We start from the raw sequence: 26425 nt of genomic DNA, 5'->3' as shown, positions 1-26425 counted from the left end.
AGCGCCAACAGAGTACTACGGCAGCACATGCACCGAAAGCACACTTCCCTCCTCACCGAGTCAATGCCTGTATTGAACTGCGTCCGTCATTTCTCTTCATGCAGCTTCACTTTCAGCTCCAGACCGCGGACCACCATCACCCCGCATCGGGGCACTACCGGTCGCAGAAGGCATGTAACCATGTAACACAGACGCTTGTGATGCAACAGGGGGAGAGCAGGGCGTAATACATAAGATAATTACGCCTCACAAGCCGTGAAGGAAGAATCAAGTCAGCCTACGCGCCGTTGGAACTTATCCACTATTTCGCCCTCGCAACCTGACCCTCCCTATGTTGCGTTCCCTCCGAACCGTTGGCATCTTTGCGCTCCTGGTGCTCTTCATAGGTATCGAGCCTGTGGCTGCGCAGTACTTTGGCCGAAACAAGGTGCAGTACGACAACTTCGATTTTCGGCAGTTCAGCACCGATAACTTCGACATCTATTTCTATCCAGAGGAGCGCGATGCGGTAACCGATGCTTCCCGCATGGCCGAACGGTGGTACCGACGCCATTCGCGTAGCTTCCTCCGCGAGTTTGACGACCGCAAGCCGCTCATCTTCTATGCCAACAGCACCGATTTTCAACAGACAAACGTCATTCAGGGCAACATTGGGCAGGGCACCGGCGGCGTTACCGAGTCGCTAAAAGAGCGCGTGGTCATGCCACTAACCGGCTCCTACCGCGAAACCGACCATGTGCTGGGGCACGAGCTTGTGCACTCCTTCCAGTACGACATTGCCCTTCGGGGGGATACGCAGAACTTCTCCCTGCGCCGCCTGCCGCTCTGGCTGGTTGAGGGCATGGCTGAGTATCTGTCGGTGGGGCGCGAGGATCCGCACACTGCTATGTGGCTACGCGACGCGGCGCTGCGCGACGACCTGCCCACGGTGTCGCAGATGACCTCTGACATGTTCTCATACTTCCCGTACCGCTTTGGGCAAGCGTACATGGCCTATATCGGCGGAAAGTACGGGGATTCAGCCGTCACCAATCTGTACAAGCTGAGCGGACGCGTAGGGGTCGACTCGTCGTTCGTCTACGCGCTGGGCACCACGACAGACTCGCTCTCGTCGGAGTGGCAGCAGGCCGTGCGCGATGCCTACCTGCCGCTCATGGAAGGCCGCACCAACCCCGACGAGGTCGGCGAACCGCTTCTGGGCACGCCCGGCGAGGAGAACCAGTTCAATATCTCACCCGCCATTAGCCCCGACGGACGCTATGTCGCTTACATATCGCGGCGGAATCTCTTTACCACGAACCTGTTTGTAGCGGATGCGCAGACCGGCGAGATTGTGCAGGAGCTGCGCAGCACACGCTCGAACCCGCACTTTGACGCGCTCCGCTTTATCGATGCAGCCGGTGCATGGTCGCCCGACGGGCGCCGGTTTGCCTTTGTCACCTTTACGCAAGGCCGCAACGAGATCAACATTTTGGATGTGGAGTCGGGCCGCATCCAGCGCCGCTTTGCAGTGGGCGATGTGGGCGCCATCCAAACCCTGGCGTGGTCGCCGCAGGGCAATACCATTGCCTTTACTGGGCTTGACGGCGGCCTCAGCGACCTGTATCTGATCGACCTCAATACCGACGAGGCCCGCCAGCTCACGAACGACCGGTTTGCGTATCTGCAACCGACCTGGTCGCCCGATGGCGAAACTCTTGCCTTCACGACTGACCGTGGCGCCGACGGTACCAACTTTGAAACGCTGCAGTACGGCGACTATCGCATCGGTTTCATTGATATTGACTCGCGCGAGATTCGGACCTTGCGTCCCTTCGAACGCGGTATGCACCATAACCCGCAGTACGCTCCCGACGGGCGCAGCCTCTACTTCGTCTCCGACCAAGACGGCTTCAAAGATGTGTATCGCTATGCCTTTGACGAGGAGGCCGTGTACCGGCTCACGAACCTCAAGACCGGGGTGAGCGGCATCACTGCCCTCTCGCCTGCCATGTCGGTCGCCCAGCAGAGCGGGCGGATGGTCTTCTCTCTCTTCTCAAATAGTGGGTACTCCATTGTTGCGCTTGACGATGAGGCGCTGACAGGAGCAGAGATGGGATTCACAACAATAACCGATGCGGCCTCCGAGTCATCTTCGTCAGCAATGCCTACCCCAGCTCCAGACACGACCGCTGCCGATGCGTCTGACGCAGGGTTCGCTGCTCTGGTTGACCCGTTGGCCTCACCCTCAACATCAGCCGACACTACCGAATCCGACATCCCCCAAACTGATACGGCAGCCGATACCACCGAAGCTGACACCACCGCTCCTGCCGACACGACACAGCTTCCCGATGCGGTGCGCGACCCCACCGTGGTCGCCACAACGCTACCTTCGTCCTCGTCCGTTCCTGCACCGGGGCGTATTCTGCCTCCGTCATCAGCCCTCAGTGACGGACTGGTGGCGTCATACCTTGAGGATCCGCTCACCGGGCTTCCCAGTTCGGGTCCCATTGATGAGGAAAATTATAGCAGCAAGCTACAGCTCGACCGCATCGCCCCGCCGCAGGTGGGTGCCCAGGTGGGCGGACGCTTTGGCTCCCAGTTTGTGGGCGGCGTAGGTTTCTTCTTCAGCGATATGCTGGGCGACCGTAGCCTGAGCACGTTTGTACAGGCAAACGGCACATTCAAGGATATTGGAGGGGGCGTGTTTTACCAGGACCGCGGACAGCGCCTGAACTACGGCGGCGGTGTGGCCCACATTCCATCGGTATTTGGAAACGTGCTCTTTGACCAAGAAAACCAGGAAATCGTCCAGCTTATTCAGCGCCGCTTTCAGACACAGGCATTCGGGCAAGCCACCTATCCCCTCTCGCAGACGCGCCGCTTTGAACTGACTGCTGGTGGCACGCGCTACGGATTTGACACCGAAGCCATTGCAATTGATCAGTTCGGGCGTGTACGCGAGCGCGACTTCAGCGAGTTCAGCCCCGATACCATCTACCTGGGCCAACTGGGCCTGGCCTACGTGGGCGACTTCTCGAACTTCGGTTTCACCTCGCCGCTCGACGGCGGACGCTACCGCTTCGAGGTCACTCCGCAGGTTGGGTCTCGCAACTTCGTATCCCTCCTGGCCGACTACCGGCGCTACTTCTTCATCGAGCCGGTTACAATGGCGATGCGTGTGCTCCACCAGGGCAACTACGGGGCCGAATCGCAGAATGTCTTGAGCGGACAGGTCGATTCGGATTTCATTCGCGAGACGCTGGGAGATCCGTACCAGCTGGGATTTGTGCGCGGCTATGCCTTTAGCTCCATCTTCGACGAACCGAACTGCCGCGCCGGCCTGCGTCCGGGCAGTTGCGATGTGCTGGGCCAGCTCTTGGGTACGCGTATGGGTATAGCCAGCGCCGAGGTGCGCCTGCCTTTCTTAGGCACCGACCAGCTTGGGCTGTTCAACTTCCCGTATCTGCCAACCGAACTCGTAGCCTTTGGCGACGCGGGTGTGGCCTGGACAAGCGAAGACCTAAGCAACTTTACATTCAAGAACGCAAGCATTCCGTCCAGCGGAGTTGGCGGAGTCAGCGCGGCCCGACCGGTGTTCAGCGCGGGCGTCTCAGCACGCGTTAACTTGCTGGGCGCATTGGTCTTCGAAATGTTCTACGCACGCACATTCCAACGCGCTAAAGACTGGGACTTTGGCGTGCTTCTGCGTCCGGGCTGGTAGCATTCGGAGGCGCCTGCCACGTGCCCTGCACCATGGTACAACACGCCCCAAACAGGTGCACGCGGGCCTCCGAAGACGCAGGTGGCTCAGGCAGGTGGATGCGCACGGTTCCGCCTCGGCTTGAGGCCTGGTAGCCCGTGAGATCCGAACGGCCCAGCCGGTCGCGCCAGTACGGCCCAAGCGCACAGTGGGCTGACCCCGTTACAGGGTCTTCGGGCACACCCACCTGAGGCGCAAAGAACCGTGACACGAAATCGTGATCGGACTCCGACGGACTTTCAGCGGTGAGGATGACACCACGAGTATCAAACTGGGATAGCGCGTCCATATCGGGGGCGGCGGCCTCCACATCCTGAGGAGTAGGCACATGCAACAGCCAGTCGCGGGCCGAACGCCCACTCCACACCGGTACGGGAATGGTGCACGCGTCTATCAAACCTGCAGGGGGATCGGCTGGGCTCGGTGCATCTGCGGGGAAGTCGAGCCGGATACCCGCATCGGTGTATTGCGCTGTGAGCAGGCCGCTTGCCGTCTCGAAAATGACTGATACGCGTTCAGGAGCATTTGTGTCGGCCTCGTGCATCCGCAGCGCGTGCGCCGCTGCCAGCGTGGCATGCCCGCACAGGTCGACCTCATCGGTGGGCGTAAACCAGCGCAGCCGTGCTTGCTTGCCTTGTGGAGCAACGACAAATGCAGTTTCGGAAGCTCCCACTTCGCGCGCCACGGACTGCATCCAACGGGCGGGCGCGGCCTCGGGCAGGATGCACACGCCTGCTGGGTTGCCCTCAAAAGGGCGATTCGTAAACGCATCTACCAGGAAAAAAGAAATCGTCATATTCTACATTGGGAACCGAGAAGAACATGTATTAGGTTGCATACGGCCTGTTCTACTCAGTTGTCCCGACTGCCATGTATCGCCGCTTCCTTCGCCCGCTGCTCTTTCGGTTTGATGCCGAGCGTGCCCACACCTGGAGCCTACGCGCGGCGCGCCTGCTACAGTATACAGACAGTTCGGTGCTCAACAGGCTGTACGGCTATCACAACGCGCGCCTGGAGCAGACCCTCTGGGGGCACACGTGGCCCAATCCGCTGGGGCTGGCCGCCGGGGCCGACAAGAACGGCGTGGCGCTGCGCTACTGGCATGGCATTGGGCTTGGCCATGTGGAGGTGGGCTCGGTAAGCGCACAGCCCTGCAGCGGAAATGAACGTCCGCGCGCATTTCGTCTGCCCGACGACGAGGCACTTATCAACCGGATGGGGCTGAACAACGAAGGCGCCAAAGTCGTGGCACAGCGGCTCCGCAAGTATGCGGGCGACACGTACGAAGGCGACTCAGGCACGCCGCCGCGCCCCGTGGGGGTGAACCTGGCCAAGACGCACGACCCGTCGATTATGGGGGCTGAGGGGCGTGCCGATTTCTGCGCAAGCTTTCGTGAGTTAGCCCCTCACGCTACATACGTTGCCCTGAACGTGTCGTGTCCAAACACCCGGTCGGGCAAAACCTTCGAATCCCCTGAGACGCTCGACGCATTGCTCACCGACATTTTTGCGCTGCGGCGCGAGATGGCGCTCGATGTGCCCATCCTGGTGAAACTGAGTCCCATTTTAACAGAGCGCGTTATTTTTGACTCTGCGCTGGAGGCCCGCATTGAGGTCGCCGAGTCGCATGGCGTACACGGGTATATCGCAGCAAACACAGCTCCCGATCGGCACGGGCTAACGACCGATACGAGTCGGTTGCAAGCCATCGGGCGGGGCGGCCTAAGCGGTCCGCCCCTGCATGCACGCAGCATCCGGCTCATCCGCTACCTGCACCGGGCTACCGAGGGCCAGGTGCCTATTATTGGCGTAGGCGGCGTCGATTCTGCAGAAACCGCCTTCGCCAAGATCCAGGCCGGAGCCTCGCTCGTGCAGCTTTACACGGCGCTTGTGTACCACGGCCCAGGGCTTATCAAATCGATTAAGCAGGGCCTGGTAGGCCTGCTGGATACGCATGGGTTCGATACCATTCAGGAAGCCGTAGGCACCGATCCGGTGCTGGAACGCTTCGTCTTATAGCCGCCCAGCCCCCACGCTACGAAACAGTGCCACCCGGCGTAAAGTTGAGGGAAACCGCTGTTTTGCCACGCCGTTTCGCGGTGTGCCTACCTCAATAGACCACACGCAGCGTCGTGACCCTCTGTACGCTCGGACGTGCAGGATCGCGTTTTATTCCTCACACACCCGTCGTATGTCTGCGCAGGTTGACTTCTCTACCATTCCCGAACTGTTCACCCGGCTCGTTAACCGGTATCGTGGCACCGACCGCACCGTGTTGCGCCACAAGCCCAACGACACGTGGCTCGACATTTCGTGGGAGGACCTGGAGATGCGCGTACATGCCCTGGCAGGGTTTCTGCACAAGCAGGGCGTGCGCCCCGGCGACCGCGTGGCCATTCTGTCCGAGAACCGCCCCGAGTGGGCCATCACCGACCTGGCCACCCAGATCTTAGGCGCGGTGAACGTCTCCATCTACAACACCCTGCCCGAGTCCAAAGTCGGCTACATTCTGCGGGATTCAGGGGCGAAGTGGGTCGTAGCGTCCGTTCCGGTGCAGCGCAAGAAGGTAGAGGCTGTGACCGATGCGTGCCCCGACCTTGAGGGCATCCTGGTGATGAGCGAACTGCCTGCCGATCCGCCTGAAGGCATGGTGCAGTGGAACGATGCTACAGATCAGGGCGCAACCTACTGGCAGCAACATGCTGATGCGTTACGCACGCTGGGCACCAACGTATCCCCCAGCGACACCAGCGCACTGATCTACACCAGCGGCACCACCGGCGACCCGAAGGGTGTAGTGCTGAGCCATGACAACTTCTGCGCCAATGTCAAAGATGCGCTGCAGCACATTCCTTTTTACGAAACAGACCACCACCTGTCGTTTCTCCCGCTCTGCCATGCGTTTGAGCGCACCGCAGGCTACATTGCGGTGATGGCGGCAGGGGCAACCATTAGCTATGCGGAAAGCATCGAAGCGCTTACACAAAATCTGCTGGAGGTGCAGCCGACGGTCCTTATTTCGGTGCCGCGCGTCTTTGAAAAGGTGTACAGCCGCGTCCGTGAAAAGGCAGAAGACGGCTCGGCCATTCAGCAGCGCGTGTTTGACTGGGCCGTACGCACGGGGCAGCGCTATGCCGAGGCCGAGCAGAACGGAGGCGCGGGGCTGCTTTTGCAGGCCCAGCAGAAGCTGGCCCATAAGCTGGTCTTTTCGGCGCTGCACGAGAAGATGGGCGGCAACCTGCGCTTTGCCGTGTCGGGTGGGGCCGCACTCCCGAAGGAGATTGGTACGTTCTTTCAGGCGGCAGGCATTGTAATTGTTGAGGGCTATGGCCTCACCGAAACCGCCCCCGTCATTTCTGCCAATCCGCTGGAGGCTCCGCCCTATGGCACAGTCGGCCATCTGCTACGCAGCGTGACCGTAGCCATCAAAGACTTGCAAACCGACGAGCCGATCGGCACGCTACGCGGCACCGACTACCCCTCGGCGCTTACCACCGACGAGGGAGAGATCGTGGTGAAAGGGCCTAACGTAATGCAGCGCTACTGGCAACGCCCTGAAGAGACGCGCGGCGCGTTCGATGCGGACGGCTGGTACCACACCGGCGATGTGGGCCGCTTTGTGGATGGCTACCTGCAAGTGACTGATCGCATTAAGCACATGATTGTGTCGCAGGGTGGCAAGAACATCTATCCGGGTCCGATCGAGGAGCACTTTAAGACGCAGGCTCCCTTCGATCAGATGGTGGTGCTGGGCGACGACCGTCCGTTTCTTACGGCGCTCATTGTACCCGACTTCGAGGCAGTGCGCATGCATGGGCGCGACATAGACGAGCGCGACCATCCGGGCGATAACGAGGCGCTCATTGAGGAGCGCTGGGTCGATCGGCTCTTTAGCAAGTCGATCAACGCGTACAACCGGCAGGCGTCGGCCTACGAGAAAATCCGGGCGTTTCAGCTTGTGGCCGAGCCCTTCACCGTTGAGAATGGGATGCTTACTCCCACGCTTAAGACGAAACGTCGCATCATCGAATCGACCTATGCCGATGAGATCGAAACGATGTACGAGCGCTTTACCAAACGAGGATGAGGCGAGCCTGCTGCCAGCGATGAACCTGCGTATCCGTCCAAACCCGAAAACTGTACGATCCGGAGCATGTGGATTCGTATTGAACTCTGTGGGCTCTCCACATTTTGAGGACGGCGGTGCGGATCCTTCGTGCGCGGCGTTCAGTATAGCGTCTTGTAACATATCGGGGCGTGGCGCAGCCAGGTAGCGCGCTTCGTTCGGGACGAAGAGGTCCCCGGTTCAAATCCGGGCGCCCCGACACACATGTCCAGCTTGCCCGACCCATTTGATGGGTCGGGTTTTTTGTTGGATACGTAAGTTCATCTCTACACTGCGGCTGATACCAGCCCAGAACGCCCGAGCGTATACGCTCATAGCCCTCTTTCCTCAATTCGTGCGTGTCAGGCGCACCGGTCTGTCTCCATAAACGCATAGAGGCTGGCAACCCGTTTGCGCATATTGTTGGTGCGCGACCTGTGCTTATGCACTTCGTGTATGTAACTTCAGTGCTTGCAACTCCTTGGTTTTTTCTGTTGCCCTTCGGGAGTTTGTGGAGCCTTGCATGCAGTACCTATTGGCTGCGTCCCCCTCGCGCCCTTCTGCTCCTTATCATGCTACCGCGCAACTACCATGTCTTCTACAGCACCAGCATCTGTTGACACGAACACTGCCGCTTTTTGGGATACGGTTTTTTCGAAGGGTCAGTCGTGCCCGTACACCCGCGTTGCAATGCCGGACCCCGACGATGCAAAGCTACAGCGCGCCCACGAACATTTCGGCAACCTGGCGGGGAAAACCGTACTGGATATTGGGTGCGGAAGCGGCGCTACCTCGCTCTTTTTCGCTCAGCATGGCGCCCAGGTAATTAGCATCGACATCAGTGCGGTAGCCATTGACAACCTGAAGCAGTATTGCGATCGGCACAGCATCTCAAACATCACCCCGATTCAGATGCCTGCTCAAGACATTCGCGAGGTTGGCCCGGTCGACTTCGTGTTTGGCGCTATGATTCTGCATCACATTGAGCCGTTTGAGGAATTCGCTGCAACGCTCCGCCAGACGCTCGTGCCCAGAGGCAAAGCGTTTTTCTGGGAGAACAACGCCAGCAGCTCATTTATGATGTGGTGCCGCAAGCACCTAACCGGACGGTTCGGCATCCCCAAACACGGCGATGCCAAGGAGCACCCGCTTACGCCGCGCGAAGTCCGCGCGCTGGATGCCCACCTTGACGTGGAGGTTGAGTACCCCGAGCTTCTCTACTTTCGAATGTGCTCGACGTACTTTCTGAGGGGACGTTTTGAGGCTCCGTTTAAGGCACTCGACGACTTCTTTTATCGATACGCGGGATTTCGCAAACGCAGCTATCGGCAGTACCTGCTGTGCACGCGCTAACGCGAACGTGCATCTACGCGGTCGTAGGTCACGAAGTCGAACGCGTCGTGCTCTTCGCGCTGGGTTTCGACGAACGTGTCGCCGATCAGGTGCTCATACGATGGAAAGAACGTGTCGCCCTCGTAGTGGCCGTTCACTTCGGTGAGCTCCAACCGGTCGGCCCGCGGGAGGAACTGCTCATAGATCTGCTGTCCGCCCCCCACGTAGAGCGTGGCGTCGCTGGGTACAGCATCAAGCGCTTCAGGAATCGAGGCGTACGTCTCCACGCCGGGGTAGTCGTACGTGCGCGTTGTCGTCAGAATAAGCTGTCGGCGGTCGGGCAGTGGGCTGCCGAACGTGTTCGTAATGGATTCGAAGGTGCGTCGTCCCATCAGCAATGGGTGGCCGGTGGTGAGGCGTTTGAAGCGCTTCAGGTCGTCGGGCAGATGCCAGGGCATGTCGCCCTCGGCTCCGATAACGCGGTTCTCTTTAGCGACGGCAGCAATAAGGATAATCGTCACGAGTCAACATAAGTCGGTGAGCACAGGCAGCGTGGGTGCGTCGTACGTAACGCGCAGCGCCCTCGCTCCGTGAAGAACGAGGGCGCAAGACCTATGCGTGCTACATGTGTGCAAGGTGCGGCGGCTTACCGCACAACAGCCACACGGCGCGTTTTCTGCATGGTAGCGCCTTCAATGCGCACGAAGTACGTGCCGCTGGAGAGAGTGCTGGTGTCGAGCGATACAGTGTGCACCTGGTCGGGCGTGGGCGTGCCGTCGTAGAGCGTCTCGACGCGCTGCCCGAGCACGTTGTAGACCGACACCGTCACCGGCTCGGCCTCTTGCACGGCAAACTGGATGGTGCCCGCGCCGCGCATGGGGTTCGGCGTCGTTTCAAGCATCGCCAGCTGGCTCAACGCCACTTCGATCGTCTGCGCTTCGGTGAGCGTCGACGTGCCGTCGAAGTCGGTCTGCTTCAGGCGGAAGCGGTGCGTGCCGGGAGCCAGATCGTCCACGCGGAACGTGTACTGCTGCGGCGTATCGGTGGTGCCGTAGCCTTCCACAAAGCCGTGCGCTTCAAAATCGCCTTCGGGGGCGGCGTGCTGCACCTCAAATCCGGCGTTGTTGGTCTCCGAAAGCGTTTCCCACTGGAGCTGGGCCGTGGTGCCATCGAGCGCAGCTGTGAACGAGGCGAGTTCGACGGGGAGGGGATCGGGTGTCGTGTGCTGATCTCCTGTGATTCCCGTAAAGTCGGGATTGTCTCCCAGATTGGTCCCCGACTGGCCTGAAATCTCAGGCAAGGTATTGGCCGAGATGAAGGAATCAGCTCCGTACATAGCCAGGAACTGAAACTCATCGCCTGGACTCGCTCCAATGGCACTCAGCGGAATAGAAAGCTCCCATCCCTCAACGCCGGTATGACTACTCAAGTCGCCCGTATCGTTGTAAGCGAGTGTTGTGCCGTCATACGTTCCGCCGTCAACCGAAACCGTGGTCCCGTCATTGGGAAGCGTGCCCAAAAATGTGTCCTCTGCGTCTCCACTCTCCCATGCTACGTAATCAACGATGCTCACAAAGGCATCATCGTTAGGATCATTGTTAACACCTGATTGAAGCCGAAGCCCATAGTCCGTCTCAAAGTCATTGGTGGGTTGGAATGAAGCAAAGGGTGAGAGCCCATCATTGCCACTGGGCAACTGTGTGCCGGAAGCTACTCCGCTCTGACTATCTACATCAATAAATAGATAGAATTCGTTACCATTACTCTCCGCTTCCCCGAGAACAAAGACGTACAGATTATCTCCGTCTCGTTCGGCCCATAGCTCCAGTATGCCATGATCACCAAACCCGGTATCGCTCTGGGTCCACTCGGCCAGTTGTTGATAGTTGCTGGTGTTGATGGTCCCATCAATCGTAGGCTGCCCATGCACCATGTACGGTACAGCCGCACATAGCAAGAATGCGAAAAAGACAGCCTGAATACGTCTCATGTGCTTCATAACACTGATGTTATTGATTTAAAGAATGCGGTTACTTTTTATGTAAGCGCTTACATTCGTACGCTACAAAATGTTAGTGATAAATGCAAGAAGCATGAATTGACGTGAAGAGGGATCTGCGAATCAGTTGACTTCGCGTGCGCCATTGCGTTGTTTGCATCACCTCGCTTCTACTCATGATCGCCACTGTGCGCTATGTACCTTTGCCTGTTCGAATCTTCCGACGCTGCCCATCTGGCTCCACTTACTGATCTACGCGGGGTAGCTGAGGTGCGCAGTGCACGATACACGCTGGGCGAAGCGCTGTCGGTGGCGTTTGCGCACGACGCGCTGGTGCTGCACACACGTGATGCTGTGGCTCCGGTAGTGGCTGAGCGCCATCCGCAGGCTACGGTCAATGCCTTACCGCGTGATGCCGGGGTGCTGTTCGTCTCGGCCCACGCCCTGCCGCATCCGTCGTGGGTCAGCGAGGTGGCGGGCGCGGTCGGCGATGCAAAAGCACGCACCTTCACCGATGGCGATGCCCTGATTGCAGCGTGGTGCCCCGATCCTGCAGCGCTGCCTGCAGATCTGCTGACGTCTGACGCCCTGCCCGTAGCGCCGTTCGGCGACGCTCCTACCACCGATCTGGGTACGGTGCCACGCATCACCCGGCTGTGGCACCTCATGGATCATCTGCACGATGCGCTTGCGCGGCAACTGCCCGAGGCATCACCGAAGGATACAGGCTCTGTGAATCCGTCGGCTATCATACAGGGGGCGGAGCGTGTGCACGTTGCGCCGCGTGCCGAGGTGCGCGCTGGGGCGATCCTCAACGCTGAAGACGGTCCGATTTATGTGGATGCGGAGGCGACAATCTACGAACAGGCGGTGGTGCGCGGACCGGTGTACATCGGGCCGAAGAGCCAGGTCAAGACGGCGGCGAACATTGCCACATCGGCCTTTGGCACCTACAGCAAGGTGGGCGGCGAGGTGCACGATTGCATCATCCAGAGCTACTCGAACAAGGGTCACATGGGGTTTCTGGGCCACAGTATTCTGGGGCAGTGGTGCAATCTGGGAGCCGACACGAACACGTCGAATCTCAAAAACAATTACGGTACGGTATCGCTACGCGACCCGGTCGAGGAGGCGTTTGTGGATACAGAGCGCCAGTTCATGGGCCTGGTGATGGGCGACCATTCGAAGTGCGGCATCAACACGATGTTTAACACGGGCACGGTGGTCGGCACGAGTTGCAACGTATACGGAGGCGGCTTTCCCCCGCGCTGGCTGCCTGCCTTTTCGTGGGGCAGCCCTGAGCAGGGATTCACCGACTATCGGCTCGACAAAGCGCTGGAGGTGGCCGAGCGCGTGATGGCGCGACGCAACCAGCCCCTCACCGATGGCCAGCGGGCCCTACTTACACACCGGTTTCAGGCGACGGCGTCGCAGCGCGCGGCGATGCATCCAGATGGATGACATCGACATTGGTGGCCTTGCCGTCAGTTACGGTGAGGCGCAGGCACGTCTTCTTCTGGTGAAACCCTTGTCGTCCCGCCGCCCCCGGATTCACAAACAGCATGTTGTCCAACTCCGCTACGCGCTCGATGCGCAGAATGTGGCTGTGTCCACAGATGAACACGTCGGGGGGATCCGCAGCCAGGCGCTCGCCCATGTTGGCCTGCCAGCGTCCGGGGCGCCCGGCAATGTGCTCCACCCACACCGACAGCCCGCCAAATGAGAAGCGCTCCTGTTCAGGCAGACGGCGGCGCGTGTCGGCATCGTCAATGTTGCCGTAGACGGCATGCACGGGTGCTACGGCTTCCAGTCCGTCAAGAATGGCCAGATCGCCGACATCGCCTGCATGCACAATGGCATCAACGCCGTCAAGCACGTCAACCAGGTCGGGGTGGAAGTAGCCATGCGTATCCGCTAAAATACCAAGTTGCATATACGGTGAGGTGCGTTGCGTGGATAATGGTGCGTATGCATGGCAATAGGGACGACCCGTACAGCGGCAGAGCCGTCCCTATTGCATGGGGATGTGGTGTGTGCGTTCGCGCTTACAGTTCTACCGTTTCATCGAAGTCGACCACGAGGGGCTCAAAGCCTGCGTTGTCGGCGGCCTCTTCGAAGTCATCCAGGTCCACCTCAATAAATGGGAAGGTGTCGTAGTGCAGCGGCACGATGGTGTCGGCATCAACCATGGTGGCGGTGTGGATGGTGCCGGGAATGCCCATCGTTACCACGTCGCCAATAGGTGCGAGCAGCACGTCGATGTCGTAGTTCTCGCCGATCCACTCCATCTCCATGAAGGGCGCGGTATCGCCGGTGTAGTAGACGGTGAGGTCGCCAAAGTCGAGCACAAATCCGATGGGCACGCCGCCGTAGCTGCCGTCGGGGAAGGAGGCGGTGTGGCGTGCATGCACGGCTTCAATGTGCCCCCACGGCATGTCGAGCGAGCCGCCTTCGTTAAGCGGATGCACAGTTTCGTGCCCAAACTCCTCTTGTACGTGCGTAATGACCTCGAACGTGCCGATGACGAGCGGATCGCCCTGCTGTGTGAGCGCCTCCGTGTCCAGAAAGTGATCGGCATGCGGATGCGACACAAAGATCACGTCCGGGTCAAGGTCGGAAGGCCCGGTTTTGGTGTGCGGATTGTTGCCTGCCAGAAACGGATCGAAGAGCAACGTGTGGGTGTCCGTCTCCAGCTGAAAGGTGGCGTGCCCAAAATAGGTAAGATCCATAACACGGTCGGCCTTGGTAAAAGGAAGAATGCATCGGTGCAACGGCACAACGAGGGAATGCGGTTCGACCGTACCGGCTCTTATTATGCCACAATAATGTAACGGGCAGGGGATGAAGATGTGCTGTGGTGATTGCGCAACAGGTCCGCTGGGGGCATTTCGGATGCGGCATCATGCGTCTTCCCTGTCGCTTGGTGCGGACGAACTCGACCTGCATAGCCTACTTTACCTCGCGGTACGCCCGGATCCAGTCAACTTCGAGCCGAAACGGGCCATCCTGCCCATCTATGATGTACACCCCAATCGACGTCACGGCCGAGCGGTCAAGTGGGTCAACCCGTACAGGCTCGCCGTGTGCGCTCGTCTCCAGCGAATCGAATGGAACGCGGACTGTTGCCCATGAGCCGCTCGTCGGAACCGGCCCGCGTCGGTTCACCTCACGCCCCCGGCTCCGGGTTCCGTCGTCGACATCGAGCTCAAACGTGCGCCCCCCACCGCGAACACGGAGTTCGATTCCGTCATAGTCCGAAAGGTCTACCTCTCGTTCCGCACGGACCGACGAGAACCCGCCGCCTTCGGTGACCACCTCTCCGGTAAACACGAGCGTGCCTCCGTCAACTTCGACGACGCCTTGTGAGCGCCCGCCCATCACGCCGTCGTTCTCAACACTCCACGCAGCGGCATTTACATGCTCAAAGTTAAATAGCATCATGGGTTTAGATGAAAATGCGAGAGTGTCAGAATCATTCGTTTCTGAGAGAGGACGTACCGAAACGGCAGTCACTTCGGCACCTATTGCATTGTTGGGGACCGGGGCATTGTTGATATGCACAGCAAGAATGAGGACCGAAGCGGCGATGACGACAATGAGAAGCCGAGACATAGATTGATGACGGTAAGCAGAGCAGCAGCGAGAAGATCACATGATCGCTAACTACGCGTTGTTGAAAATGATGCGCAGATGCAGTTTCTTGGAGCACCCGCTCGTCTTCAACAAACCCACCAGGCTGTCATGCAACGATATCACTTTTGGAGCGCGCTACTTATGCTGTGTGTGCTGAGCAGTATTCCCCATGCTACGGCCCAATCTGCCAATGACACCACGCGCTGGACGCCCGATCTCAGCATGCAGTACCATGCGATAGCGGGCGCTGCGATGGCACCAGATGGACAGCTTGTGGCATACGTTGTGCGCGAGCCGCTCATGGAGGGCGAGCAATCCGAGTACCAAAGCCAGATTTACCTGGCCTCAGCAGATGGCGCAATGAACGTGCAGTACACGCGCGGCGAGCACTCCAGCTACAGCCCGGCTTTTTCGCCAGAGGGCCAGCACCTCGCGTTCATTACCACGCGCTCGGGTGCCCCCCAGGTGTGGGCAATGCGTGTACAGGGTGGCGAAGCGTACCAGGTGACGGATGCCGAAACGGGCGTGGGTCGCTTCCAGTGGGCCCCCGACGGCTCCAAGATCGCTTACACAATGACCGACCCGAAGTCCGACGAGGAAAAGCAGCGCGAAAAGGAGCGGCGCGATGTGCAGGTTGTCGATGAAGAGCACCTGTACAGCCACCTCTATACGACCGACGTGGCCGAGGCCAGCGACTCAACGCGCCAGGTCCAGCGCCTCACGGGCGGAGATTTCCACATCCGCAGCTTTGACTGGTCGCCCGACGGGAGCACGCTCGTCTTTGACCACCAGCCCACCCCGAACATCAACAGCGGCTTCACACAGGCCGACATCTCTACCGTGCCTGCCGACAGTGGGGCTGTGACAGCGCTCGTGGAGCAGCCGGGCGTAGACAGCGATCCGCACTTTTCGCCCGATGGCAGCCAGATTGCGTTCACCGGGCAAGGCGGCCAGGCTGAGCCCGTGGGCCTGAACGATGTCTACGTGATCGCAGCCTCGGGTGGCACGCCGCAGAAGCTGGCCGAAACCCCCAATCGCAGCAGCAGCCTGCACGGGTGGAGGGCAAATGACACTGTGCTCATCAGCGAGCCGGTGCGCACCTCCAGTCACCTCTTTGCTGTGCCCACAAGCGGCGCATCGCCCCGCCAACTTACTGAGGGCGACGGCCTCCACGGCACCATTGCGCTCAACGCCGATGCAAGCCAGATGGCCTACACCTACGAAAACACCGACACCCCCGAGAACCTGTACGTTACCGGCCTCGACGCCTACGAGCGCAACCAGCTCACAACCCTGCACGAAGACGTGCCCATGCCGCCGATGGGCCGCACAGAGGTCCTTACCTGGACTGCACCAGATGGCACAGAGGTGGAAGGACTCATTACGTATCCAGTTGGATACGAGGACGACACGCGCGTGCCGCTCATCCTTAGCGTTCACGGCGGACCGGCGGGCGTCTACAACCGCTCCTTTACGGGTGGGCCCAGCATCTACATGACGCAGGTTTTTGCCCAGGAGGGATACGCCGTGCTGCGCCCCAATCCGCGCGGAAGCACCGGCTACGGGAAGGAGTTCCGCTACGCCAATGTCGAGGACTGGGGCAATGGCGACTACGAGGATCTGATGGCAGGCGTGGATCTGATGGTTGAGCGCGACGTGGCCCACCCGGATAGTCTCGCGCTCATGGGCTGGAGCTACGGCGGCTATATGACCTCCTACGCTGTCACCAAAACGGATCGCTTCAAGGCCGCCAGCATGGGGGCGGGACTGCCCAACCTCATCAGCATGGTCGGCACAACGGATATCCCCGATTACCTCGTGGGCCACATGGGCGGGGAGTTCTGGGATAACTTCGAGACGTACGAGCGGCACTCGGCTATCTACCGCATCGACAATGTGACTACGCCCACCCAGGTGCTCCACGGCGCGGAAGACGACCGCGTACCTCCGAGCCAGGGCCGGGAGTTCTACCGTGCCCTGAAACGTCTGGACGTGCCTACCGAGATGGTTCTCTACCCGCGTACACCACACGGTCCCCGCGAGCCCAAACTGCTCATGGACGTGACGCCGCGCATCCTGGATTGGTTCGATACGCATCTTGGCCGAGCAGCCGGCAGTGAGTAGTGCATGTCGCCCACAAAAGACGCCTATAGACCAGATTGACACACAGAGCAAAGGGTCTGACCTCAGTACATGACAAAACCCAAACAGGCTCTGAGGTGCTATCCTGTACCTATCCGTGCCCGGGTTTACTCCAAAAGTAGGTCGTCAGGGTGTATCCCCATGCGTCCTTTGCTCTTAACTTGTGGGGGCTACCATGCCTCATCGCTACGTATCTACGCTCGTTCTCTACGCAGCGGGTGACCGTTGTTCGGTAGCAGTTGCAGCCAATCTCTCGACTTCGAGAAGCATGTCCTGCAGGAACGTGCCGGTAGCTGAAGTCTGGAAGTGCCCAAAGGCACGGATGAACTTGTCTCAAACGCCTTCAGGGCCATTCACCCCGTTGGAAAAAGCCATCATCTACAAACAAAAAAGCCCCGCCCTTGCGGACGAGGCTATCCTTTCCGGATTGGATTGCCGGGAGGTCGATCTCCTTTGAGGCCGACTACTTCAGGTCGAACCGGTCGAGGTTCATGACCTTGGTCCACGCGCTGATGAAGTCGTGAACGAGCTGTTCTTCGCCGTCGTCCGCTCCGTAAACCTGCGCAAGGGTGCGGAGACGGGCGTTAGACCCAAGAACCAGGTCAACGCGAGTTGCAGTCCACTGCACATCTCCAGTGTCGCGGTCCTGGATCTCGAAGCGCTCCTTTGCCTCCGAAACCGGCTCCCACGTATAGTCCATCGAGAGTAGGTTGACGAAGTAGTCGTTGGTAAGCACTTCCGGGCGATCGGTGAAAACACCGTCGCCATTGGCCTGCTCGTGGACAGCGCCCAGCGCGCGCATCCCCCCAACGAGCACAGTCATTTCGGGAGCCGTCAGGTCCAGTAGATCAGCCTTGTCGACCAAAAACTGCTCCGGTGTCCAGTCCTGCCCCGGATCCTCAGCGATGTAGTTGCGAAAGCCGTCGGCCTTCGGTTCGAGGTATTCAAACGCCTCCACATCGGTTTGCTCTTGTGTGGCGTCGGTGCGTCCGGGTTCGAACGGCACATCGACATCATACCCTGCATCTGCGGCGGCCTTTTCGATCGCCGCGCATCCTCCCAGCACAATGAGGTCGGCCAGCGAAACCTGCATGCCATTGGTCTGCGAGGCATTGAAGTTCTGCTGGATGCCTTCCAACGTTTGCAGCGCGCGCGACAGTTCGTACGGCTCGTTGGCTTCCCACGTCCGATGCGGCTTCAGGCGGATGCGAGCTCCATTCGCCCCCCCGCGCTTATCGCTGTCGCGGTATGTTGAGGCCGAGGCCCAAGCGGTCTTAACGAGACGGGAGACCGACAGGTCGGTGGCAAGGATCGCGTCTTTGAGCTCGGCGATCTCTTCGTCTCCGATAAGCTCATGGTCAGCACTGGGCACAGGATCCTGCCAGATCAGATCTTCCTCGGGCACTTCTGGACCCAGGTAGCGCTCCTTCGGCCCCATGTCTCGGTGAAGCAGCTTGAACCAGGCGCGCGCAAACGCATCCTGAAAGTAACTCGGGTCGTCTCGGAAGCGCTCGATGATTGCTCGATAGCTGGGATCCCGCTTCAGGGCCACATCTGTCGTGAGCATCATCGGGTCTACCTTCTTTGAGGCATCGTGCGCATCAGGCACGGTTCCCTTTAGCTCATCGCTTTTCGGGCGCCACTGCCACGCTCCCCCGGGGCCTTTGTGCGGCTCCCATTCGTAGGCGAGCAGGCTGTCGAGGTAGCCAGTGTCCCACTGCGTGGGCGCTTCGGTCCACGGCCCTTCGATGCCACTCGTGATTGTATCGGCTCCCTTCCCGGAACCGTACGTGTTGCTCCAGCCAAGCCCCTGTTGCTCAATGGGAGCCGCCTCCGGTTCGGGGCCGAGGTGTTCATCGGTGTCGGCGCCATGGACTTTCCCAAAGGTGTGGCCTCCAGCAATGAGCGCAGCGGTTTCGACATCGTTCATGGCCATCCGTCCAAAAGACTGGCGGATGCGCTGGGCCGACCACTCCGGGTCTGGGGTATTCTCAGGCCCCTCGGGATTGACGTAGATGAGCCCCATCACGGTAGCGCCCAGTGGATTTTCGAGCTCGTCGTCGGCGTCGAAGCGATCCCAGGACTCCATTTCTTTTTCAGGACCCCAGTAGACGGAATCGTCGGGGTGAAAGTCGTCTTCCCGGCCTCCGCCAAACCCAAAGGTCGTAAAGCCCATCGATTCGAGGGCCACGTTGCCAGCGAGGACCAGCAGGTCGGCCCACGAAATCTTCCGACCGTACTTCTGCTTCACAGGCCACAGGAGCCGCCGGGCCTTGTCGAGGTTTGCGTTGTCGGGCCAGCTGTTAAGAGGGGCTTGAAGCTGCTGCCCGCCCGACGAGCCGCCGCGCCCGTCGGTGGTGCGGTACGTTCCGGCTGCGTGCCACGCCATCCGGATGAAGAGCGGGCCGTAATTGCCGTAATCAGCAGGCCACCAGTCCTTCGAGGTGGTCATCACCTCTTTGATGTCCGCTTTCAGCGCGTCGTAGTCAAGCTGCTGAAACGCCTCAGCATAATCAAACGACTCATTCCAGGGACTAAGGTCGCGGGCGTTCTGATCGAGGATTTCGATGTTGAGGCTGCTGGGCCACCACTGGCGATGCGCCGTGAAGGTGCTGGCTCGCTCGTTCTTATCTCGCTGATGGGCCTCCGCCCCATTGTGCGAACCGTTATGCATCACGGGACATCCGTTGGATTCGCCCGTGTTCTCGGTTGAATGGTCTTCTGACATGTATTGAAAGTAGGGCTTTGCTGAAAAGAATAACGTCCATTCACAAACGTAGATGTCGGCGCTTGATTATTCAAATTAATCTTTCCTATATTTGAAATAGTCTGTAGCTATTAGAGAGTGCCTGCTATGACCTTCACACAATTGACGTACCTCGTTGCCTTAGACGAACACCGGCATTTTAGCCAGGCTGCAGAGGCGTGCCACGTGTCGCAGCCCACGCTAAGTGTCCAGCTTCGTAAGTTGGAGGACGAACTCGGCGTTGCACTCCTTGACCGGAGTCATCAGCCGATCGTGCCCACGGGGGCCGGGGAGCGGCTTATTGCGCAGGCGCGCACGGTGCTGGCCGAGCGAGACCGCCTTCAGGCGCTTGCGGAAGAGGTGCAAGAGCGTGTTACGGGTACGCTCCGGCTTGGCCTGCTGCCAACCCTGTCGCCGTACCTGATTCCCCTTATCCTGCCAGCACTCGAAACGGCCTATCCCGATATGACGCTCGTTCTACGCGAGTGGCCCACCGCCGAGGTGCTCGACGCTCTTCAGCGAGACATCCTTGACGTTGGACTCATTGCTACAGATGAGGCTGGTTCGGACTTCCATGTCGAGCCGCTCTTCACCGAGCCGTTTGTGGGCTACGTCGCCCCCGACCACCGGCTCACAGATTGTAGTCCGCTGGACGTATCGGCGCTCTCTCTCGACGACCTCTGGCTCCTCAGCGAGGGTCACTGCTTCCGCGATCAGGTGCTCCAGATCTGTAGCCGCCACCCTAAGGACACTTCCTCGCACGCACGTCTCAAAAGCGGATCGTTAGAAACCCTCGTGCGCCTCGTCCAACGCAGCGGCGGCATGACCCTCCTTCCTGCGCTCGCTACCTGCCACATGAGCGAGCACGAACAGAGTACCTATGTGCGTCAGTTTGCGTCTCCCCCGCCGTCGCGCACCATCCGTCTCGTCACGCGACGACGCCACAAGGAGCGTCTCCTCCACGCGCTTAAGGACACCGTGCGAGCGATCCTGTCAGACGTCTGCGGCGATATTCTCCCATGCGGCTGATTCTGCTTTGCTGACGATCACTCCACGACCAGCCTTCCTGTCGCTGTGCGTCCACGCGTCTCGGGCCGGTACATCAGTTCGGCCTCCACGGCGGGATGCACAAACGTGCCGCTCGTGGTGGCGCGTGCCACGTACCGATAGGTGTGCGTGCCCCGGCGTAGGTAGTCGGCAAAGAGCAAGACCCGCGTATCCTGCTGCTCGGTGTGGTTAAACGAGCCCCACCAGCGATCCTGCCCCGTGTCGGCATCGCGGAGCAGCCCCGTATCGGTCGTTTCAAACGCGCTGTTAAGCGTTTCCAATCCAGCAGGCAGCGGGTCGTCGACCACCACGTAGTTGCGATCGGTGGGACTGTTTAGGCGGAGCGTGACGCGCACGAGGCTGCCTTCTGCGATCTGGCGCGTGCCGTCGGCGTTAGGGTCGAGCGTGCGTGCGACTTCGCCATCTGTATCCAGCAGTTCGAGGGTGCGCTCTACGCGTAGCCCTTGCTCGCGGGCCTCCACCGGAGCGGTGGTCGCCGTCTCCAGGCGCGCGGTGTAGTAGAGGCGTCCGGGGCCGTCGTCTTTCTGGATGCGCAGCGGCGTCTCGCCGTCGGGCAGATCGGATTCGGGTACTGTGGTGCGCTGCGTGTCGAGCGTGCGGGTGCGGAAGGCCGCTGCCAGAATCTCGCGTCCGGCCAGCTCCACTGTCGCCGCAAAGTCGGGCGTCTCCGCTTCGTAGGCCTCAACGTAGCGATCGAAGGCTTCGACCACAGCGGCGTTGTCCTGGGTAGAGGTCCAGTGCCCCTGCGTGCGCTCGTCGACCAGGTACTGCACCATGCGCTGCGCCAGCGGCTGAAAGTCGCTCGATGCGTCGTGCGTCAGCAGAGCTGAGAGGCCAAACGCGGTGGCGCGGGCATCGCTCGCAAAGATCCAGCCGAAGCGGTTGTCGTCGGGCGCCGCAAGATAGGCCTGCGTCGATTCGACGCGGATCTGTGCGCGCAGCCGGTCGGCAATGGCATCGCGGCGGGATGCGAGAGCGGCGCTGTCGGTGGTGTGCAGGGCACGCAGCAGGTAGCTGAGTCCGTCGGGCGAGGCGGGCGGATTGTCGGCGAGCACCGAGAGCTCCGACGTGACCACGCGTCCGTGCCGGGCCAGCGCGTAGAGCATCAGCGCGCGGGTGTCGGCCCAGACGGCGCTGCTGTAATAGTCGGGACGATCGCTCGGGTTGCGTACCCATTCTTCGAGCGCGTCGAGGGCGTTTTCGGTGAGGGGCTGCGGCACATCGACGCCTGCTTCCTTGGCCTCGGCCAGCGCCAGCGCCACGTATCCAGTAAGATACGGCTGCGCGGTCGAACTACCGGGCCACATCGCAAAGCCGTCGCCGGTCCAGAAGCGGCTCAGTTCATCGCGCCACTCGGCAATAGCTGCATCGCGATTGTCGAACGGCAGCGCTAAGCCAAACGCATCCACCAGACCGGGTGCTAACAGGAGCGGGCGGATGCGCGAGGTCTGCTGCTCGATGCATCCGTACGGATACGTGAACAGGTGCTCCAGCGCGCCGTCGAGTCCGGTGAGCGCGGTGGAGGCCAGCCGCACGTCAAGCTGTCCGGTGCCGGATACGCGGTCGGGCCGCGGACGCAGCGTTTCGGTGGCGGTGCTCTCGGTCGAGGCGAAGGTGGCCTGCACGTCGGTGGTGGTGCTGCGGGTTATGGGCAGGGGGATGCGCAGGGCATCGGTTTCGCCGTTCATCTGGGCGCGGAAGGCCACGCGGGCGGTGTCGGCGGCAGGGGCTTCGGCGCGGAACGTAACCGCTTCGGTGGCACCGGGTGCCAAGGTCACGGTTTGTGTGGTGGATTCGGGGAGCGTGAGGCTGTCGGCGTCGATCTGCACCTCGGCGGTGCCTTCGGTATCGGTGCGGTTCGTGAGGAGCACGCGCGCCTCAAAGGTGTCGCCCTCGTGGATGAAGCGCGGCAGCCCCGACTGCAGCACCAGCGGCTTGGTGACGGTGATGTCGGTCTGCCCGTTGCCAAACTGATGCGTGGGCGTGTGCGCGGTGGCCATCAGGCGCATGGTGGTGAGCTGCTCGGGCAACTCAAACGAGAGCTGAGCGCGGCCCTGCGCGTCGGTTTGTACGGCGGGATCCCAGTGCGCGAGCGGGGTGAAGTCCGTGCGAACGGATTCCTCGCCGCCGCCTCCGCCCAATCCCTGCGCCTTAGACGTAACCACGTCGCCCGTGCGTTGCTTCACGATCGCGGAGCGCGTCTCGGTAGTGGTGACGCTGAGGGGACGCGTGCCGTAGAATGTGTTGAATGGGTCGGGGAGCGCATAGCCGATGAGGTTGAGCACACCGGCATCCGCCGCGCTGAACGTAATCTCGCCCGGCACGCCCTGTCCGGTGTCGTCGCGAAGCTGCATATCCACCGTAACGGTTTCGCCGGGGCGGTAGGTGTCGGTGTTGGGTTCGATGTCTACGGAGATGCGACGTTCGCTCGCATCTACCGGAAGCTCGACGTATCCCACCCGAAACGCAGGTGCGCCTGGATCGGCGGTGGCCTGCGGTGGCGCGGTGCGCTCGTTGAGCAAGATGACGCTCGCGTACACGTTGGGCAGGTAGTCGTCTTCGATGTCGATCTCGATCTGCGGGGCGCTGCCCGTGAGCGTTTCCACGCGGCTATGCAGAATGCCGTCACGCTCGATAGTGATAAGCGCGGTGGCTTCCTCAAAAGGTGAGGGCACCATGATGCGTGCGGTTTCGCCGGGCGCGTAGGTATCCTGATCGGTGACAAGCTCGACCTGATCGTCGTCCTCGCGCTGCCAGGCCACGTAGCCCGATCCGCTGGCGTAGACGGTGGCCTCGGTCTTCAGGGCGTTGCCGCGGATGTCGGTGGCGGTGGCGCGCACTTCGTAGAGCCCGCCCTGGGGGATGGTGAAAGCGGCGCGCTGGGCGGTATCGGACTGCGAGGTGAGGGTGGTATCGGCCACGGGCACTTCGGTCTCTTCGCTACGCCAGGTCATGCGTCCGTCGGAGCCGACCTCGCGCACGCTGTTCCACTCTTTGCGCACCAGCTCCACGGTAACCTCGTGGTCGCCCTCGGGTCGCCCATTCGGGTCGACGGTGATGAGATCGACGGTAAGCTCGTCAGTCTCGCTCATGTCGAGATACGAGGTGGAGGGCTTCATCCCGATGTAGAACTGCCCCGGATGCACCATCGTGGTGGTGCGCCCAGCAATCTCTTGCTGCGAGGCGTCGGTGACGCGCCCCGTCCACGTGAGGCGCATAGGATGCCCGTCGGCGTTGCCTGCGGTCGGCACGCGTACCGAGACATCGCTGTCGGCGCTGAGCGTGGTGTCTTGCTCCAGCAGCGTGCTGTACTCGTATCCGCTCATGGGACCGAACTGGTAGTCGTCGTATCCGGGCGGCTGGTGGCGCGTGCTGCTCTGGCGCACGCGGAGAAAGGCGGATGCGCCAGGCAGTCCGGCCCCGAAGAGGTAACGTGCCGAGAGCGTGCCCTCAAAGAAATCGCCTGCTACGTACGCATCGGCGGCACTGCTGGCCTCGACGGTGAACGCGGCCTGGCGGAACGACTCGATCTGAAACGTGCCGCTGGCGATGCCTTCGCGGTCCCAGCGGCGCTCGGCCGTAAGCGTGGTGTCGTCGACCAGGCCCACCTGCACGTCGTAGTCGCCCTGGGCGGCGCCACGCGGGGCGCGCCACGTGGTGTCGAAGCTGCCCAGGTCGGAGGCGGTGAGCTGTTCATCGAGCACCACCTCGTCGCGCGGATCGTGCACGACCATTCGCAGCGAATCGGTGATGGGCTGCCAGTCGCGGTCGGTGCGGCTGCGCAGGATGCCTTTGATGTGCACCGTATCGCCCGCTTTGTAGAGTCCGCGGTCGGTGAAGATGGTGCCGGTGCGCGTAACCGGCTCGGGCCGCCAGCTGCTCTGAATCCCAAACCGATACGCCCGAATCCCGCTGCCATACTCGCTGCTGGTGAAGGCGAGGTCGCCCTCGTGCTCCACAATCGCAAACAGATCGGGTACGCCGTCGCCTGGATCGTCGAGCAGCTCGGTCCAGCCAGGAAAGTCGGCGCGTCCGTCGGCGCCGGTGGTGCCGGTCCACAGCACGCGGTTGTCGCGACTCCGGATTTCGACTGCGGCATCTGCAACGGGCTCGGCCTGGTCGAGCGTGGTCACGAGCAGCAGGCTCTGGTGCGGACTAAACTTGGCGGTGAGGCCCAGATCGGTGTACTGCGCCAGCCCGCGGTGGGTGTCGGGGCCGTCTGAGGTCCGGTCGTAGTTTAACTGCCACCCCACGATGCCCTGTCCGCTCGTCAAAAGGGAGTCGAAGCGAAGCGATGTGGTGCGGTGTTCGGTGCGCGATTCGTCGAGCGTCCATGTGCGCTGAATCGGCACGGGGTCCTCGGCTTCCTCGCGATACGAGCGGTCGTACGTCTGATATGCAGGCACAATCTCATCGCGCGTGATGACTTCGGCTCCAATGCGAGCTTCCGTCACATTCACGTAGCGCACCGGCAGGGCCCGTTCCTGGTTGGATTCGACGAGCATGGCCCCGTCGGGCACCTGCAGCGATGGCGAATAGGCACGCGTCTCGAACGTGCGTTCGGTTGCGGGAAGCGACTGTCCGAAGCGATCGGTGAGGTTTTCGATGCGGAGCGTGTAATCGGTTTCGGCCTGGAGTGGCACGGAGATCGTGTGCTCGGTGGAGGTATAGCCGTCGCGTGCGCCGGTGCCGGGGGGCCACTCGATCGCAGGCTCCATCGAGAACGCCGCGCGCAGATCGCCGAAGCGGACCGGCGTGCTAAAGAGCAGCGTGAGCCCCTGATCGGGCGCAAAGCGGCCCTGGTCGTCGGGGTACTGCCAGCTGGATTGGTCGAGCGCCTGCAGCGCAAGCGGCGGGTAGGTGCGAAACTGGATGCGCGTGGTATCGGCCGTGCCCAGCGGTCCGGCGGTGGTGGGCAGGCCCGCAGCGGCGGTGAGCGTGTACTCGGTGCCCTGTGCCAGTTCGGTGCTGAGGGGCAGCACCAGCGTGCTATCGCCGTCGTTTTCGGCGAGGCCGATGGGCAAGCGGTCGGAGTCGAGGAAGCGTTGCGTGGCGGTGGCATCCACCGGCAGGTTGAACCGCAGGCGCAGGGACTGGTCGAGCGGAGCAAAGCGCTCGCCATCGCTGGGCGTGGTGGATACGATCTGCGGGCGCACGGTCTCGAACGTCCAGGTGTACGGCTCCTGCATGGCCTCGCCCTCAGTAGATTCGAGCACCGGGTGCACCGTGACGGTGAACTCCGTGGCCGGCGGCAGGTCGTCGTTGGGCGTAAACACGAGGGTCTGCGTGCCCTCCCAGCGGAAGGAGCCCTCCACCGCAGGCTCGACGCTGAGGGCCGAGTCGGGCGGGGCCTCGGTATCCCCCAGGGCCACCATGGGCTGGCTGAACGTAGCAGTGATGGCCTGACGGGGCTGGTACCGGGTGCGCGTGCCGCGTGGGCTGACGCTAAGGAGGCGCAGCGGGCCGTCGAGCGTGGGTGTAAAGCGCTCGGTCACGGCGCGGTCGCTCAGGGAGTCGGGGGCCTCGCTGGTCGAAGACGACGACCCACCGCATCCTACAAAAAAGAGACCGAGCAGAAGCCCGCCAAGCAGCACGGGCCAATCAAAACGAAGCGACATGAGCAGGCGGGTCGGCTGAGCACGGATAGCAGGTTCG

At 61.1% G+C, this 26425-nt stretch carries 15 protein-coding genes and 1 tRNA gene; 8 read left to right on the top strand and 8 right to left on the bottom strand.

The annotated features are described in order from the left end of the window. Positions 1–331 precede the first annotated feature (331 nt). On the top strand, positions 332–3706 hold the full coding sequence (locus CRI93_RS15470) for a basic secretory protein-like protein (protein ID WP_245850222.1): 3375 nt from the start codon (positions 332–334) through the stop codon (positions 3704–3706). Here the strand turns inward: CRI93_RS15470 and CRI93_RS00320 are convergent. Further along, the gene (locus tag CRI93_RS00320) at positions 3663–4541 is read right to left on the bottom strand and encodes a PhzF family phenazine biosynthesis protein (RefSeq protein WP_098060611.1); all 879 of its coding nucleotides are present in this window, start codon (positions 4539–4541) and stop codon (positions 3663–3665) included. The two genes, CRI93_RS15470 and CRI93_RS00320, sit on opposite strands and share 44 nt — an antisense overlap. 74 nt (positions 4542–4615) lie before the next feature. Here CRI93_RS00320 and CRI93_RS00315 point away from each other — a divergent pair, with 74 nt between their 5' ends. The 4 genes from CRI93_RS00315 (at position 4616) to CRI93_RS00300 (ending at position 9203) form a co-directional block, all read left to right on the top strand. After that, positions 4616–5764, top strand: a complete 1149-nt coding sequence (locus tag CRI93_RS00315; RefSeq protein WP_098060610.1) for a quinone-dependent dihydroorotate dehydrogenase — start codon at positions 4616–4618, stop codon at positions 5762–5764. Between the two features lie 172 nt (positions 5765–5936). Further along, a complete protein-coding gene (locus CRI93_RS00310) occupies positions 5937–7832 on the top strand; it encodes an AMP-dependent synthetase/ligase (protein ID WP_098060609.1) in 1896 nt (631 codons plus the stop codon). Positions 7833–7996: 164 nt separating this feature from the next. Next, a tRNA-Pro gene (locus CRI93_RS00305) sits at positions 7997–8070 on the top strand. 470 nt (positions 8071–8540) lie between these two features. After that, the gene (locus CRI93_RS00300; RefSeq protein WP_176521581.1) at positions 8541–9203 is read left to right on the top strand and encodes a class I SAM-dependent methyltransferase; all 663 of its coding nucleotides are present in this window, start codon (positions 8541–8543) and stop codon (positions 9201–9203) included. On the opposite strand, the gene CRI93_RS00295 is transcribed toward CRI93_RS00300, so the two are convergent. Further along, on the bottom strand, positions 9200–9703 hold the full coding sequence (locus tag CRI93_RS00295) for a dihydrofolate reductase (RefSeq protein ID WP_098060607.1): 504 nt from the start codon (positions 9701–9703) through the stop codon (positions 9200–9202). The genes CRI93_RS00300 and CRI93_RS00295 overlap by 4 nt on opposite strands. Before the next feature lie 125 nt (positions 9704–9828). Then, positions 9829–11172 (bottom strand): T9SS type A sorting domain-containing protein, encoded by a 1344-nt coding sequence (locus CRI93_RS00290; RefSeq protein WP_176521580.1) that lies wholly within the window; start codon positions 11170–11172, stop codon positions 9829–9831. 204 nt (positions 11173–11376) lie between these two features. Here CRI93_RS00290 and CRI93_RS00285 point away from each other — a divergent pair, with 204 nt between their 5' ends. Further along, on the top strand, positions 11377–12642 hold the full coding sequence (locus tag CRI93_RS00285; protein WP_098060605.1) for a putative sugar nucleotidyl transferase: 1266 nt from the start codon (positions 11377–11379) through the stop codon (positions 12640–12642). Here CRI93_RS00285 and CRI93_RS00280 read toward each other — a convergent pair. The 3 genes from CRI93_RS00280 to CRI93_RS00270 all read right to left on the bottom strand — a co-directional run bounded on the left by CRI93_RS00280 (position 12584) and on the right by CRI93_RS00270 (position 14622). Beyond that, entirely contained in the window at positions 12584–13114 is a 531-nt protein-coding gene (locus CRI93_RS00280) for a metallophosphoesterase family protein (RefSeq protein ID WP_098060604.1), read from the bottom strand. The genes CRI93_RS00285 and CRI93_RS00280 overlap by 59 nt on opposite strands. Before the next feature lie 112 nt (positions 13115–13226). After that, complete coding sequence (locus CRI93_RS00275) at positions 13227–13910, bottom strand: metal-dependent hydrolase (protein WP_098060603.1); 684 nt, start codon at positions 13908–13910, stop codon at positions 13227–13229. A 220-nt stretch (positions 13911–14130) separates the two neighbouring features. Next, positions 14131–14622 carry a CIA30 family protein gene (locus tag CRI93_RS00270; RefSeq protein ID WP_245850220.1) on the bottom strand — a complete coding sequence of 164 codons (492 nt, stop codon included), beginning with the start codon at positions 14620–14622 and terminating at the stop codon, positions 14131–14133. A gap of 300 nt (positions 14623–14922) precedes the next feature. Between CRI93_RS00270 and CRI93_RS00265 the strand changes: the two genes are divergently transcribed. Further along, the gene (locus CRI93_RS00265; RefSeq protein ID WP_176521579.1) at positions 14923–16938 is read left to right on the top strand and encodes a S9 family peptidase; all 2016 of its coding nucleotides are present in this window, start codon (positions 14923–14925) and stop codon (positions 16936–16938) included. 481 nt (positions 16939–17419) lie between these two features. Here CRI93_RS00265 and katG read toward each other — a convergent pair whose 3' ends face one another. After that, complete coding sequence (gene katG, locus CRI93_RS00260) at positions 17420–19630, bottom strand: catalase/peroxidase HPI (protein ID WP_098061035.1); 2211 nt, start codon at positions 19628–19630, stop codon at positions 17420–17422. Positions 19631–19810: 180 nt separating this feature from the next. Here katG and CRI93_RS00255 point away from each other — a divergent pair, with 180 nt between their 5' ends. After that, on the top strand, positions 19811–20731 hold the full coding sequence (locus CRI93_RS00255; RefSeq protein ID WP_098060600.1) for a LysR substrate-binding domain-containing protein: 921 nt from the start codon (positions 19811–19813) through the stop codon (positions 20729–20731). A gap of 17 nt (positions 20732–20748) precedes the next feature. On the opposite strand, the gene CRI93_RS00250 is transcribed toward CRI93_RS00255, so the two are convergent. Next, complete coding sequence (locus CRI93_RS00250; protein ID WP_176521577.1) at positions 20749–26388, bottom strand: Ig-like domain-containing alpha-2-macroglobulin family protein; 5640 nt, start codon at positions 26386–26388, stop codon at positions 20749–20751. Positions 26389–26425 lie beyond the last annotated feature (37 nt).

This window comes from Longimonas halophila (assembly GCF_002554705.1).
Classification (GTDB): domain Bacteria; phylum Bacteroidota; class Rhodothermia; order Rhodothermales; family Salinibacteraceae; genus Longimonas; species Longimonas halophila.
Note: the sequence above shows the minus strand (reverse complement) of the source record. Positions and strands in the feature narration are given on the sequence as shown.

Excerpts from the sequence above, each read along its gene's own strand:
- CRI93_RS15470 (WP_245850222.1), top strand. The coding sequence starts at position 332 with ATGTTGCGTTCCCTCCGAACCGTTGGCATCTTTGCGCTCCTGGTGCTC.
- CRI93_RS00320 (WP_098060611.1), bottom strand. The coding sequence starts at position 4,541 with ATGACGATTTCTTTTTTCCTGGTAGATGCGTTTACGAATCGCCCTTTT.
- CRI93_RS00315 (WP_098060610.1), top strand. The coding sequence starts at position 4,616 with ATGTATCGCCGCTTCCTTCGCCCGCTGCTCTTTCGGTTTGATGCCGAG.
- CRI93_RS00310 (WP_098060609.1), top strand. The coding sequence starts at position 5,937 with ATGTCTGCGCAGGTTGACTTCTCTACCATTCCCGAACTGTTCACCCGG.
- CRI93_RS00300 (WP_176521581.1), top strand. The coding sequence starts at position 8,541 with ATGCCGGACCCCGACGATGCAAAGCTACAGCGCGCCCACGAACATTTC.
- CRI93_RS00290 (WP_176521580.1), bottom strand. The coding sequence starts at position 11,172 with ATGAGACGTATTCAGGCTGTCTTTTTCGCATTCTTGCTATGTGCGGCT.
- CRI93_RS00285 (WP_098060605.1), top strand. The coding sequence starts at position 11,377 with ATGTACCTTTGCCTGTTCGAATCTTCCGACGCTGCCCATCTGGCTCCA.
- CRI93_RS00280 (WP_098060604.1), bottom strand. The coding sequence starts at position 13,114 with ATGCAACTTGGTATTTTAGCGGATACGCATGGCTACTTCCACCCCGAC.
- CRI93_RS00275 (WP_098060603.1), bottom strand. The coding sequence starts at position 13,910 with ATGGATCTTACCTATTTTGGGCACGCCACCTTTCAGCTGGAGACGGAC.
- CRI93_RS00270 (WP_245850220.1), bottom strand. The coding sequence starts at position 14,622 with ATGATGCTATTTAACTTTGAGCATGTAAATGCCGCTGCGTGGAGTGTT.
- CRI93_RS00265 (WP_176521579.1), top strand. The coding sequence starts at position 14,923 with ATGCAACGATATCACTTTTGGAGCGCGCTACTTATGCTGTGTGTGCTG.
- katG (WP_098061035.1), bottom strand. The coding sequence starts at position 19,630 with ATGCATAACGGTTCGCACAATGGGGCGGAGGCCCATCAGCGAGATAAG.
- CRI93_RS00255 (WP_098060600.1), top strand. The coding sequence starts at position 19,811 with ATGACCTTCACACAATTGACGTACCTCGTTGCCTTAGACGAACACCGG.
- CRI93_RS00250 (WP_176521577.1), bottom strand. The coding sequence starts at position 26,388 with ATGTCGCTTCGTTTTGATTGGCCCGTGCTGCTTGGCGGGCTTCTGCTC.